Raw genomic sequence first — 13047 nt, 5'->3', positions numbered from 1 at the left:
CACGAATTCTTAACCCTGCAGGGTGGCCCTGCCGATGCGCTGTTCATGACCTTATGAATATGGCCAAGATTTGGCCACACTCCGCTTTGCAGTTGCGAAACACGCTGCCGCAATCGCGGGCCATGGAGACCGGCGAGGGGAAAGGCGTGGGATTTTCGCCCCGTCCCCGCCTAAGGACTGCCGATTGAGGCTTAGAGATTACGGCCGATATTCAGGTATTTCTGCCGGCGATCGGTGCGCAACTGGTCGCCATCGCGTCCGGAAAGTTCCTTGAGCGCGTCGGCGATCACGGTTCCGGTGCGGCCGATGACCGCATTCGGGTCGCGGTGTGCGCCGCCGACCGGCTCCTGGATGATGCCGTCGATGACGCCGAGCGCCTTCAGATCCTCGGACGTGATCTTCATGTTGCTGGCCGCTTCCTTGGCGCGGGTGGAATCGCGCCACAGGATCGAGGCAGCGCCTTCCGGCGAGATGACGCTGTAGATCGCATGTTCCAGCATGTAGACGCGGTTGCCGGTGGCGATCGCAATCGCGCCGCCGGAGCCGCCTTCGCCGATGACGACGGTGACGATCGGCACGCGAACGTTGAGGCACATTTCGGTCGAACGGGCGATGGCTTCCGCCTGGCCGCGCTCTTCGGCGTTAACGCCCGGATAGGCGCCCGCCGTGTCGACCAGCGTGATCAGCGGCAGGCCGAAGCGATCGGCCATTTCCATGACGCGGATCGCCTTACGGTAGCCTTCCGGACGGGGGCTGCCGAAATTGTGCTTGATGCGCGACTTCGTATCGTTGCCCTTTTCCTGGCCGAGAACGGCGACCGGCATGCCGCGGAAACGCGCAAGGCCGGCCTGGATGGCGTCGTCATTGGCGAAGTTGCGGTCGCCGGCAAGCGGCGTGAACTCGGTGAAGAGTTCTGCTGCATAATCCAGGAAGTGCGGACGCGAAGGGTGGCGGGCGACCTGGGTCTTCTGCCACGGCGTCAGCTTGGAATAGATCTCGACCATCGCGTCGCGGACGCGCGTCTCCAGGCGTTCGATCTCATCCGAAGTGTTCACGCTCTCGTCTTCGCCGGCGAGCTTCTTCAATTCGAGAATCTTGCCTTCGAGGTCGGAGATGGGTTTTTCGAAATCGAGATAGTTGTGCATGAGATGCGTTTCCGATCATTTTGCGACAAGGGTCTGCGGGCCGAAACCAGCCTGCCCGGCGGTCCTAATCCTGTTTTTTCGCCTGTTTGGCAAGAGGGTGATGGTTTTGCACGAGGTTGTGCAGCCGTTCTTCCAGCACATGCGTATAGATTTGTGTCGTGGAAATGTCCGAATGCCCCAGCAGTTCCTGCACCGCGCGAAGGTCGGCGCCATTGGCGAGCAGGTGGCTGGCGAAGGCATGCCTGAGCACGTGCGGGGAGATCGTTGCGACCCTTATACCGGCGCGGGCCGCAAGCGATTTCAGGTCGCGCGCAAAAACCTGGCGCGGCAGGAAGCCCTGCTTGCCCGAGGAGGGAAAGAGCCACGGGCTCTCGCGGTTGCCAGTTTCGTCGCGCGCCATCTCGTCGGCGAGCGCCTCGCCATAGGCCCGCATGGCCCGGATCGCCGCCTGCGACAGCGGCACGAGGCGGTCCTTGTTGCCCTTGCCGCGGATGACGAGGAAGCGGCCGTTCTGCGCCAGCACGCTTGCCGGCAGCGACACGAGTTCGCTGACGCGCATGCCGGTCGCATAGAGCAGTTCGATCAGTGCATGCATGCGCAATCTGCCGAGGTGGTCGGCGCCGCCGGCTGCCGCCTCGGTCTCCGCCTGGCCGATCAGCCGCGAGACGTCGTCGACGCTTAGCGTCTTCGGCAGGCTGCGTCCCTTCTTCGGTGCGTCGAGGATCCCGGTCGGGTCGTCGCCGCGCATGCCTTCAGCGTAGAGGAACTTGTAGAACTGCCTGAGTGCCGAAAGCCGCCGTGCCTGCGAGGACGCCTTGAAGCCCTGGCCGGCGAGGTGCGCGAGATACCCGCGAAGATCGTCCGGCGTCGCTGCCGTCAGCCCGGTTCCAAGTGTGCGCAGGTGCGAGGAGGCATCTTCGAGATCACGCTCGTAGGATTGCAGCGTGTTTACCGCAGCACCGCGCTCGGCGCTCATCATTTCGAGAAAAGCCTCGACGTGGGCGGCGGAAAGATCGCTCATTGGGTCTTGTTCACCCGTTCGGACGGGATCTTCACGGTGACGTCGCGCTCCGTCGGCTCGACGAAGGTGACGAGAGAGATCATCGTGCCGTACACTATCCCGGCGATAACGGCGCAGAAGAACAGGAACCGGAAGAGGGTCGGCATTTCAATCTCCTCTGCATGGGCCTTTCGATCGAAGCGGACGCAAGGATACATGCAGGCGTTCAAACGGCCAGTGCGTTTCAGCGCTCGGAATGAGCGCGCGGCGCCGTGGCGGGTGCCAGACCTATATGAACGCCGCTTCCGCCGAGTTCAAGAACCGTGAGCGGACGCGCGCGACGACTTGACGCTACACCCTGATTTGTCGATACCGAAAGGGAATGGGGAATAAGAAGTCCAATGAACGACGTGATCGAACCGGTTTCCGCAACGCTTGCCGAGCGGGCGAAGCTTGTACTCGGTAAACGCAATCTCGTGTTCATCGGCCTGATGGGCGCCGGCAAATCGGCGATCGGTCGCTTGACGGCCCAGGCGCTCGGCATTCCCTTCGTCGATTCCGACCATGAGATCGAGCGCGTCTCGCGCATGACGATCAGCGATCTCTTCGCCCGCTATGGCGAAGACGAGTTCCGGGCACTCGAAACGCGGGTGCTGAAGCGGCTCTTGCGCAGCGGGCCGCGCGTGGTCTCGACCGGTGGCGGCGCCTATATCAACGAGCGTTCGCGCCGCCAGATCAAGAAGGGCGGCCTGACGGTTTGGCTCAATGCCGAACTCGACGTGCTCTGGGAGCGGGTCAACAAGCGCGACACCCGGCCGCTGCTGAAGACCGAGAACCCCAGGCAGACGCTCGAAAACCTGATGAATGCGCGTTACCCGATCTATGCGGAAGCGGACCTGACGGTGCTGTCGCGCGATGTGAAGAAAGAGACGATGGTCGAGGACGTCCTCAACGCCGTCATCGAATACCAGGACAAGAAGACCCATGAATAGCCATGCGATGCCTGCCGCCGAACGCAAGGTCCGTGTCGACCTCGGTGACCGTTCCTATGATATCCTGATCGGTCCCGGGCTGATCGCCGCCGCCGGCCACGAGATCGCGGCTCGCCTCAAGGGGCGCAAGATGGCGGTCATCACCGATGAGAACGTCGCGCCGCGCTACCTCGAACCGCTGATGGCGAGCTTGAAGGAGCGCGATATCGACGCCGTGTCGCTGGTGCTTCCCGCTGGCGAGAAGACCAAGAGCTTCGAACATCTGATCCCCGTCTGCGAAACCGTTCTCGGCGCCCGGATCGAGCGCAACGATGCGGTGATCGCGCTTGGCGGCGGCGTCATTGGCGATCTCACCGGCTTTGCCGCCGGCATCGTGCGCCGGGGCTCGCGCTTCATCCAGATCCCGACGTCGCTCCTGGCGCAGGTGGACTCCTCCGTCGGCGGCAAGACCGGCATCAACTCGCCGCACGGCAAGAACCTCATCGGCGTGTTCCACCAGCCGGACCTGGTGCTGGCCGATACCGACGTGCTCGACACGCTGAGTGAGCGCGAGTTCCGCGCCGGCTATGCGGAAGTGGCGAAATACGGGCTGATCGACAAGCCGGACTTCTTTGCCTGGCTCGAAAACAATTGGCAGGCGGTCTTTGCCGGCGGCAGCGCCCGCATCGAGGCGATCGCGGTCAGTTGCCAGGCCAAGGCGGACGTCGTCGCCGCAGACGAGCGCGAAAACGGCCAGCGGGCACTGCTCAACCTCGGCCACACCTTCGGCCATGCGCTGGAGGCGGCAACCGAATACGACAGCGCCCGGCTGGTGCATGGCGAGGGCGTTTCGATCGGCATGGTGCTGGCGCATCAGTTCTCGGCGCGCATGAACCTTGCAAGCCCCGACGATGCGTCCCGTGTCGAGGCGCATCTGAGGGCGGTCGGCCTGCCGACGCGCATGTCGGAAATCCCGGGCACGCTGCCGCCGGCCGAGCGGCTGATGGATGCGATCGCCCAGGACAAGAAGGTCAAGGGCGGCAAGCTCACCTTCATCCTGACCAGGGGCGTCGGCCAATCCTTCGTTGCTGACGACGTTCCGTCGTCCGAGGTCCTGAACTTCCTGAGGGAAAAGCACCCGCAATGACCGGAGAAGCCTTCATTGCCTTCCTGGCGGAGTATTGGCTGTCGATCCTGTCGGTCTTCTGCCTGCTGTTGCTGTCGGCTTTCTTTTCGGGCTCGGAAACGGCGCTGACTGCCGCCTCGCGCTCGCGCATGCATACGCTCGAAAACAACGGCGAGGAGCGGGCCGGCATCGTCAACCGGCTGATCGAACGGCGCGACCGGCTGATCGGTACGCTTTTGATCGGCAACAACCTCGTCAACATTCTGGCGTCGTCGCTGACGACGAGCCTGCTGATCGGCCTGCTCGGCGACAGCGGTGTGGCGATCGCCACACTTGCGATGACCGTGCTGCTCGTCATCTTCTCGGAAGTGCTGCCGAAGAGCTGGGCGATTGCCTCGCCGGATCGTTTCGCGATCGCCGTGGCTCCCCTCGTTCGCCCCTTCGTCGCGGTCGTCGGACCCCTCTCCAGCCTCGTCAACGGCATCGTTCGCCGGATTCTGAACCTCTTCGGTGTCAATCTCGCCGCGGACATGTCTATGCTTTCGGCGCACGAGGAACTGCGTGGCGCGGTGGATCTGCTGCACCGCGAGGGTTCGGTGATCAAGGCCGATCGCGATCGGCTCGGCGGCGTTCTCGACCTCGGCGAGCTCGAAATCTCCGACATCATGATCCACCGCACCAGCATGCGGGCGATCAATGCCGATGAACCGCCCGAGGTGTGCGTTCGCGACATCCTCGAGAGCCCGTTCACCCGGCTGCCGCTCTGGCGCGGCTCGACCGACAACATCATCGGCGTCGTGCATTCCAAGGATCTGCTGCGGGCGCTGGCCGAACCCAATGTCGAGCCGGAGAACCTCGATATCGTCAGGATCGCGCAGAAGCCGTGGTTCGTGCCGGATACGACCAACCTCAAGGACCAGCTCAACGCGTTCCTGCGCCGCAAGCTGCATCTGGCCATTGTCGTCGACGAATATGGCCAGGTTCAGGGTCTGGTGACGCTGGAGGACATTCTGGAGGAGATCGTCGGCGATATTGCCGATGAGCACGATCTCGATATCCAGGGCGTGCGCCAGGAGGCTGACGGCTCGATCGTCGTCGACGGCTCGGTGCCGATCCGCGATCTCAACCGCGCGCTCGACTGGTCGCTGCCGGACGAGGAGGCGACGACGGTTGCCGGTCTGGTCATCCACGAATCCAAGAGCATTCCGGAGGAGCGCCAGGCCTTCACCTTCCACGGCAAGCGCTTCATCGTGATGAAGCGGGTGAAGAACCGCATCACCAAGCTGCGCATCCGCCCGGCGGAAGAGGGCGCTCCGCCGACCTGATCGCCGCGATTGCCTCTACCAGCGGGTCGGCTCGCCGGGGGCGGCTGGTTCGACCGCGAGCGCGTGCAGACCGGCGTCGAGTTCAGGCTTCAGGAGATCGTTGACGGCGCGGTGGCGGGCGACACGGCTCATGCCTGTAAAGGCGCTGGAAACGATGCGCACGCGCATATGGGACTCGCCGCTGCCATCGAAGCCCGGCTGATGGCCGGCATGCTGATGGCTCTCGTTGATGACCTCGAGCCGTTCAGGGTGGAAGGCCTCGATCAGCTTCTTTTCGATGGTCTCGGTGAGCGACATTCTTCCGTCCCATTTTGCTGTTTGCTTGTCGCCCCCTCGTAGTTCCTAAGAACCCGGCAATCGCTGGCACGGCGGCGCAAAATGCCCGCACAAAGCCAGCAACATTCCGCTTTGTCAATTCTTGTTGTGACTCCCGCCAAACCCCATAATGAGCGCCATGAGACTCGATTCAAAATACTTCGATCGCATTCGAACCCGGCGCAAGGTCGAGCCGCAGGCGGAGCCGGCGGCTCCCGTCTGTCAGTGGGACGGCTGCGATCAGAAGGGTGTGCACCGGGCGCCGGTCGGCCGCAACGCCGAGGGGCAGTACTTCATGTTCTGCTTCGAGCACGTGAAGGAATACAACAAGGGCTACAACTTCTTCTCCGGCCTCTCCGACGGCGAGGTCGCCCGCTACCAGAAGGAAGCGATAACCGGTCATCGGCCCACCTGGACCGTCGGCGTCAACAAGAACGCCAAGAACGGCCCGACCCAGTCGCAGACGCGGTCCGGTTCCGCCGGCGCCCAGGCGCGCATGCGCGACCCCTTCGGCTTTGTCAGCGAGGCGCGCGCGCGTTCCGGCCGCCCGGAGCCGCGCCAGCGCAAACTGAAGACGCTCGAGGCCAAGGCCTTCGACACGCTCGGCCTGACCGCCTCGGCGACGACCGCCGACATCAAGGCTGCCTACAAGGATCTCGTCAAAAAGCATCACCCTGATGCCAATGGCGGAGATAGAGGGTCGGAAGAGCGTTTTCGCGCGGTTATTCAAGCCTACCAATTGTTAAAACAGGCTGGCTTCTGCTAACAACGCGGATTATTACAGAAGCACTTTTGCAGGCGAATGCGCGGGTGCCGTCCGGTGGCCGCTCTGGAGACATGATGAGCAAGATTGACCTCGACATTTCCAACCTCCCCGACACCACGATTTCCGTCCGGGAGGTTTTCGGCATTGACACGGATTTGCGCGTTCCTGCCTATTCGAAGGGTGACGCCTATGTCCCGGACCTGGATCCGGACTACCTCTTCGACCGCGAAACGACGCTCGCCATTCTCGCAGGCTTCGCCCACAACCGACGCGTGATGGTCTCGGGCTATCACGGCACCGGCAAGTCGACCCATATCGAGCAGGTCGCCGCCCGCCTCAACTGGCCGTGCGTGCGCGTCAACCTCGACAGCCATGTCAGCCGTATCGACCTCGTCGGCAAGGACGCGATCGTCGTCAAGGACGGCATGCAGGTCACCGAATTCAAGGACGGCATTCTTCCCTGGGCCTACCAGCACAATGTCGCGCTCGTCTTCGACGAATACGATGCCGGCCGCCCGGACGTCATGTTCGTCATCCAGCGCGTGCTGGAATCCTCCGGCCGCCTGACGCTGCTCGACCAGAGCCGTGTCATCCGTCCGCACCCGGCCTTCCGCCTGTTCGCGACCGCCAACACTGTCGGCCTCGGCGACACGACCGGCCTCTATCACGGCACGCAGCAGATCAACCAGGCGCAGATGGACCGCTGGTCGATCGTCACCACGCTGAACTACCTGCCGCACGACAAGGAAGTCGACATCGTCGCCGCCAAGGTCAAGGGCTTCACCGCCGACAAGGGCCGCGAGACCGTCTCCAAGATGGTGCGCGTCGCCGACCTCACGCGCGCTGCCTTCATCAATGGCGATCTGTCGACCGTCATGAGCCCGCGTACGGTCATCACCTGGGCCGAGAACGCCCACATCTTCGGCGACATCGCCTTCGCCTTCCGCGTGACCTTCCTCAACAAGTGCGACGAGCTGGAGCGGGCGCTGGTCGCCGAGCACTACCAGCGCGCCTTCGGCATCGAGCTGAAGGAAAGCGCTGCCAACATCGTGCTCGAAGCCACCGCCTGATCCCACGGCCTGCCGTCTCCTTGGAGAGGGCGGGCCATGACGCTGTGGCAAACCGGATGACGCCCCGCTGGGGCGTTATCGCCTCTGGCTGAAGAAGGAACTGTCGTGAGCTCGAATTCGAAGGCAAAGCCAACCACGCGCGAGAATGCTGCGGAACCGTTCAAGCGGGCGCTTTCCGGCTGCATCCGATCGATCGCGGGCGATGCCGAGGTGGAAGTCGCCTTCGCCAACGAGCGGCCGGGCATGACCGGCGAACGCATCCGTCTGCCGGAACTTTCCAAGCGCCCGACCCTGCAGGAACTCAGCGTCACGCGGGGTCTCGGCGACAGCATGGCGCTGCGCAAGGCCTGTCATGACGCGCGCATCCACGCGACCATGTCGCCGCAAGGGGCAGACGCCCGCGCGATCTTCGATGCGGTGGAGCAGGCTCGCGTCGAGGCGATCGGTTCGCTGCGCATGGCGGGTGTCGCCAAGAACCTCAACGTCATGCTCGAAGAGAAATACGCCAAGGCGAATTTCGCAACGATCGAGCGCCAGGCCGATGCACCGCTCGGCGAGGCCGTGGCGCTGCTGGTGCGCGAGAAGCTGACCGGCCAGAAGCCGCCGGCGTCCGCCGGCAAGGTGCTCGACCTGTGGCGCGAGTTCATCGAAGGCAAGGCGTCCGGCGATATCCAGAACCTGTCTTCGACGATCAACGACCAGCAGGCTTTCGCCCGTGTCGTTCGCGACATGCTGACCTCGATGGACGTCGCCGAGAAATACGGTGACGACGACAACGAGCCGGACGAGCAGGAAAGCGAGACCGACGAAGACCAGCCGCGCAGCCAGGAGCAGGACGAGAACGCCAGCGACGAGGAAGCCGGCGACGACGCTGCACCTGCCGATGAAAACCAGGCTGCCGAAGAGCAGATGGAAGAAGGCGAGATGGACGGCGCGGAGATTTCCGACGACGATCTCCAGGACGAAGGTGACGAGGACAGCGAAACGCCCGGCGAGGTCAAGCGTCCGAACCAGCCGTTTGCCGACTTCAACGAGAAGGTCGACTACGCCGTCTTTACCCGTGAGTTCGACGAGACCATCGCGTCCGAAGAACTGTGCGACGAAGCCGAACTCGACCGGCTGCGCGCCTTCCTCGACAAGCAGCTCGCCCACTTGCAGGGTGCGGTCGGCCGGCTCGCCAACCGGCTGCAGCGCCGCCTGATGGCGCAGCAGAACCGCTCCTGGGAGTTCGATCTCGAAGAGGGCTACCTCGACAGCGCACGTCTGCAGCGCATCATCATCGACCCGATGCAGCCGCTCTCCTTCAAGCGCGAGAAGGACACTAACTTCCGCGATACGGTCGTGACGCTGCTGATCGACAATTCCGGCTCGATGCGCGGCCGCCCGATCACGGTTGCCGCCACCTGCGCCGATATCCTGGCGCGCACGCTCGAGCGCTGCGGCGTCAAGGTCGAGATCCTCGGCTTCACCACCAAAGCCTGGAAGGGCGGGCAGTCACGCGAGAAATGGCTCGCCGGCGGCAAGCCACAGGCTCCGGGGCGTCTCAACGACCTGCGCCACATCGTCTACAAGTCTGCCGACGCTCCGTGGCGCCGGGCACGCCGCAATCTCGGCCTGATGATGCGGGAAGGCCTGCTCAAGGAAAACATCGACGGCGAGGCGCTGATTTGGGCGCATGAGCGGCTGATGGCGCGGCGCGAGCAGCGCCGCATCCTGATGATGATTTCCGACGGTGCGCCGGTCGACGACTCGACGCTGTCGGTCAATCCCGGGAACTATCTTGAGCGGCACCTGCGCGCGGTCATCGAGCAGATCGAAACGCGCTCGCCGGTGGAGCTGCTGGCGATCGGTATCGGCCACGACGTGACGCGCTACTATCGCCGCGCTGTCACCATCGTCGATGCCGACGAGCTCGCCGGCGCGATGACCGAGCAGCTGGCCGCACTCTTCGAGGACGAAAGCCAGCGCCGTGGTCCCTCGCGTCTTCGCCGCGCCGGGTGATCCTTCCCGCTTGGGGGCGGTGGAACATCGCCTCCGCGCTGCCAATCGGCGCCTGCACGCATCGCTGGTGGCCGAAGTCAATTTACGGACATAGTTTTACAGTCTACCAAGCGACAATGCCTGGTGGCGTTGCATGTTCGCACCCCGCTTCATTCCCGATGCTTCCCTGAAGGTACTTTTCTTGATGCTTGGCCGCGGTCTCCTTGCCCTTTTCCTCTTGGCCTCGGTCTGCCCGGCATGGTCCGCTTCAGGTAGCGAAGACTTGCCGATCCGCAGCCGTCAGATCAGCAATTTCGAGGTCGGCTCCAGCGCCACCCGGTTCGGCGCCCTGGAGTTTCTCGGCGGCCTGGAGATGACCTCGTCAAATCCTTTGTTCGGCGCCGTCTCCGCGATCCGTTTTCGTCCTGATGGCAGCTCTTTCGTCGCCGTCATGGACACCGGCCACTGGCTGGAAGGGGCCGTGACCCGTGACGAGCAGGGGAGGCTTTCCGGGATCACCAACCTGACCGCCACACCGATGGCGGATCGCAACGGCGATGTGGGCCTTGCGAAATGGAAGGTGGATTCGGAAGGGCTTGCCCTTCGTGACGGCCAGGCGATCGTCAGCTACGAGCAGGCCCATCGCATCGACATCTATCCGGATCCGGGCTTTGCCGGCTCGAAGCCGATCGGAAGCCTGGCATTGCCGTTCCCGATCAGCGAGCTGCGCAGCAATGCCGGCATCGAAACGATTGCGGTCTCGCCGAAAGACAGCCCGCTTGCAGGCGCGATGATCGCCATTGCCGAGCGCAGTGTCGACAAGGCGGACAATCTTCTGGCTGGTATCCTGGACGGACCGCAACGCGGCGCATTCAGCGTCGTGCGCAAGGATCCCTATGCGGCGACCGATGGCGCCTTTCTGCCGAACGGCGACCTGCTTCTCCTGGAGCGGCGTTTCTCCTTCGGCTCGGGGCTCGGCATGCAGATCCGCCGGATCCCTGGCGACAGAATCAAGCCCGGCGCGGTCGTCGACGGCGACGTCGTCTTCGAGGCCGACATGCGCTACCAGATCGACAACATGGAGGGCCTCGACGTCGTCGTGCGCCCCGACGGCGAAGTGCGGGTCATCGTCGTTTCCGACGATAACCATTCGATCCTCGAGCGCAACCTAATGCTGGAGTTCCGGCTCAATACTGCGCTGACCCAGTAAGCCAACGCCTGAAAGGCGCGATCTCCGCCCGATCGTGCGGAGATCCGGTCAAGAACCGGCGAAGGATCGGGCCGTCTCGCGTGGCTAAGCCGCGGATCGGCCGGCACGATGCTTGACCGCGTCCCGGCAAAGGCCTATTGGCCGATTGTCCGTTGAAGGAGATTTATGCGCAGAGGCTGAAAATTTACCCGCATTTGCGGTTGTTCAAGGCGCCCAACAGGCGTCCCTCTTGACGCATATTTATTGAACGGAAAAACCATGAAAAATATGGATGTGATGATCCGCGCCTATCGGGCTGCGGATATGGAAGAACTGTCGGCCATCTGGTTCGAGGCCTCGATCACGGCGCACGCATTTGTCGGCGAAGCGCGGTTGCGCGAACAGCGCGTATTGATCGAGACCGTCTATCTGCCGAACGCAGAGACATGGGTCGCCACCCGCGGCGGCGAACCGGCCGGGTTCGTCAGTTTGCTCGACGATTTCATCGGCGGGCTCTTCGTGTCGCCGCGACACCAGGGTGCCGGCATAGGCCGCATACTGGTTTCGCATGCCCTGCAGTTGAAGGGGCAGCTCCGCCTAGAGGTCTATACGGCCAACGCACAGGCCTGTGCCTTCTACGAGAAGCTCGGCTTTGAAGAACAGTCCCGGCGGTCGGAAGACGACGAGGGGCTGCCATTCGAAAACGCCCAGATGCTCCTGAGGCAGCGCTAGCAGGCGCGGCGCGGGGAAGGGCGGCAGCCGCTCTTCCCCGCGCCTGGCAATCAATGCCCGGTCACCCCTTGGGCGCGGGCCGAGGCTTGCCGGCAAGCGGCCGTCAGGCCGCCTGCTTGTCCACAGCGGGCATGGGCTTCACGATGCTCATCAGCGCGCCATAGGGGAGCAGCATGACGAGGCCGCAGAGGATCTTCACGCTCAGGTCGCCGATCGCCCAGGAGATCCAGCGCGGTGCTTCAGCCGCGAGCACGCCGAGCAGCGGCGCGGTCTCCAGCGCAAAGCTGTCGTTCGGTCCGAAGAACGCGAAGAACGGTGCGAACGCAAAGGAGAAGAACATTGCGGTATCGAGCGCCGAGCCGATCAGCGAGCCTGCCAGCGGCGCATGCCACCAGCTCTGACGGCGGAGCCTGTTGAACACCGAGATGTCCAGCAGCTGACCGAACAGGAAGGCCGAGCCCGACGCAATCGCGATGCGCGGCGTGGCGGCGACGAAGGAGAGCAGGATGGCGACGATGAAGCCTGCGACCACCACGCGGCGGGCAATGCGCGGCCCGAACTGGCGGTTGGTAAGGTCGGTCACCAGGAAGGCGAAGGGGTAGCTGAAGGCGCCCCAGGTCAGGAGATCGCCGAGCTGCATGCCGGCAATCGAGCCCGGCAGCGGAAACTGAACGAGGATGTTCGAGGCGACGACCACGAGGGTCATCAGCGCGACATAGACGAAGAACGTGCGGTTGATCAGCATTTTTTTATCCTGGGGTATGCCACCAGCTAGAGGGATGAAAGCAGGGTAGTGCACCCGGCCGATGAAGGCAAAAGCGCGCATCGGTTAAGAACCGCGCGCACGAGAAAAAGGCTTGCCGGATGAACCCGCAAGCCTTTCAAACGCGTGTCAAAGACGGTGCGCTGGCGCCGATTAGGCGGCTTCAGCAACCTTCTTGACGATCTGGCGACGCAGCAGGCGAGCGCGCATGCTCAGCTCGTTCTCGTCCGACTTCAGCAGGAAGGCGTCGAGGCCGCCACGGTGTTCAACCGAGCGGAGAGCTGCTGCGGAAACGCGCAGGCGGTAGCGCTGGCCGAGAGCATCGGAAATCAGCGTGACGTTGCACAGGTTCGGGAGGAACCGGCGCTTGGTCTTGTTGTTGGCGTGGCTTACATTGTTGCCCGACTGGACGCCCTTGCCGGTCAATTCGCAACTACGGGACATAGTACACCTATTCTCTTTTATCGCCGGCGGACAATGCGGTAGCGGGCCCAGAGCCCAGGCCGCGTTCCTATTGGCCATTATTGGAAAGTCGCGGTTCTATAGTCAGAGACGGCTCGTCCGTCAAGCCAAACCTCTTGCATTCTCGGAAAACCGCGGATTTTCCCGGCAGTTCTTCACATCCGAAGCGCTGTCTGGCCAAGAATAATGCCTCACGAGACCCA

14 protein-coding genes are annotated in these 13047 nt (G+C 63.3%); 8 read left to right on the top strand and 6 right to left on the bottom strand.

Features of this window, described 5'->3' with window-relative positions:
• Positions 1–191: 191 nt before the first annotated feature.
• From ACIQUG_RS27130 to ACIQUG_RS27120, 3 genes are all read right to left on the bottom strand, one after another.
• On the bottom strand, positions 192–1145 hold the full coding sequence (locus tag ACIQUG_RS27130) for an acetyl-CoA carboxylase carboxyltransferase subunit alpha (protein WP_034806530.1): 954 nt from the start codon (positions 1143–1145) through the stop codon (positions 192–194).
• A gap of 64 nt (positions 1146–1209) precedes the next feature.
• Positions 1210–2166, bottom strand: coding sequence for a site-specific tyrosine recombinase XerD (xerD, locus tag ACIQUG_RS27125; protein WP_402325280.1), 957 nt, complete (start codon positions 2164–2166; stop codon positions 1210–1212).
• Positions 2163–2312, bottom strand: coding sequence for a hypothetical protein (locus tag ACIQUG_RS27120; protein WP_034806731.1), 150 nt, complete (start codon positions 2310–2312; stop codon positions 2163–2165). The genes xerD and ACIQUG_RS27120 overlap by 4 nt, the downstream gene beginning before the upstream one ends.
• A gap of 234 nt (positions 2313–2546) precedes the next feature.
• Between ACIQUG_RS27120 and ACIQUG_RS27115 the strand changes: the two genes are divergently transcribed.
• The 3 genes from ACIQUG_RS27115 to ACIQUG_RS27105 are packed head-to-tail and all read left to right on the top strand — an operon-like array spanning position 2547 to position 5567.
• The gene (locus ACIQUG_RS27115) at positions 2547–3137 is read left to right on the top strand and encodes a shikimate kinase (protein WP_043623123.1); all 591 of its coding nucleotides are present in this window, start codon (positions 2547–2549) and stop codon (positions 3135–3137) included.
• Complete coding sequence (gene aroB / locus ACIQUG_RS27110) at positions 3130–4263, top strand: 3-dehydroquinate synthase (RefSeq protein WP_402325278.1); 1134 nt, start codon at positions 3130–3132, stop codon at positions 4261–4263. Before ACIQUG_RS27115 ends, aroB begins: the two co-directional genes overlap by 8 nt.
• Positions 4260–5567, top strand: coding sequence for an HlyC/CorC family transporter (locus ACIQUG_RS27105; protein WP_402325276.1), 1308 nt, complete (start codon positions 4260–4262; stop codon positions 5565–5567). The genes aroB and ACIQUG_RS27105 overlap by 4 nt, the downstream gene beginning before the upstream one ends.
• Positions 5568–5582: 15 nt before the next feature.
• Here ACIQUG_RS27105 and ACIQUG_RS27100 read toward each other — a convergent pair whose 3' ends face one another.
• Positions 5583–5864 carry a BolA family protein gene (locus ACIQUG_RS27100; RefSeq protein ID WP_402325275.1) on the bottom strand — a complete coding sequence of 94 codons (282 nt, stop codon included), beginning with the start codon at positions 5862–5864 and terminating at the stop codon, positions 5583–5585.
• A 148-nt stretch (positions 5865–6012) separates the two neighbouring features.
• Between ACIQUG_RS27100 and ACIQUG_RS27095 the strand changes: the two genes are divergently transcribed.
• The 5 genes from ACIQUG_RS27095 (at position 6013) to ACIQUG_RS27075 (ending at position 11619) form a co-directional block, all read left to right on the top strand.
• Complete coding sequence (locus ACIQUG_RS27095) at positions 6013–6648, top strand: J domain-containing protein (RefSeq protein WP_043623112.1); 636 nt, start codon at positions 6013–6015, stop codon at positions 6646–6648.
• A 74-nt stretch (positions 6649–6722) separates the two neighbouring features.
• On the top strand, positions 6723–7718 hold the full coding sequence (cobS, locus tag ACIQUG_RS27090) for a cobaltochelatase subunit CobS (protein WP_043623109.1): 996 nt from the start codon (positions 6723–6725) through the stop codon (positions 7716–7718).
• A 105-nt stretch (positions 7719–7823) separates the two neighbouring features.
• Complete coding sequence (gene cobT / locus ACIQUG_RS27085; protein ID WP_402325274.1) at positions 7824–9719, top strand: cobaltochelatase subunit CobT; 1896 nt, start codon at positions 7824–7826, stop codon at positions 9717–9719.
• A gap of 184 nt (positions 9720–9903) precedes the next feature.
• Positions 9904–10908 (top strand): esterase-like activity of phytase family protein, encoded by a 1005-nt coding sequence (locus tag ACIQUG_RS27080; RefSeq protein WP_402325694.1) that lies wholly within the window; start codon positions 9904–9906, stop codon positions 10906–10908.
• A 258-nt stretch (positions 10909–11166) separates the two neighbouring features.
• Entirely contained in the window at positions 11167–11619 is a 453-nt protein-coding gene (locus ACIQUG_RS27075) for a GNAT family N-acetyltransferase (RefSeq protein WP_402325273.1), read from the top strand.
• A gap of 103 nt (positions 11620–11722) precedes the next feature.
• Here ACIQUG_RS27075 and ACIQUG_RS27070 read toward each other — a convergent pair whose 3' ends face one another.
• Entirely contained in the window at positions 11723–12364 is a 642-nt protein-coding gene (locus tag ACIQUG_RS27070; protein WP_402325271.1) for a queuosine precursor transporter, read from the bottom strand.
• 171 nt (positions 12365–12535) lie between these two features.
• Positions 12536–12826, bottom strand: coding sequence for a 50S ribosomal protein L28 (gene rpmB, locus ACIQUG_RS27065; RefSeq protein ID WP_034806568.1), 291 nt, complete (start codon positions 12824–12826; stop codon positions 12536–12538).
• Positions 12827–13047: the final 221 nt, after the last annotated feature.

Origin of the sequence: Ensifer sp. NPDC090286 (assembly GCF_044769565.1) — a bacterium.
In the GTDB taxonomy this organism is placed as follows: Bacteria; Pseudomonadota; Alphaproteobacteria; order Rhizobiales; family Rhizobiaceae; genus Ensifer.
Note: the sequence above shows the minus strand (reverse complement) of the source record. Positions and strands in the feature narration are given on the sequence as shown.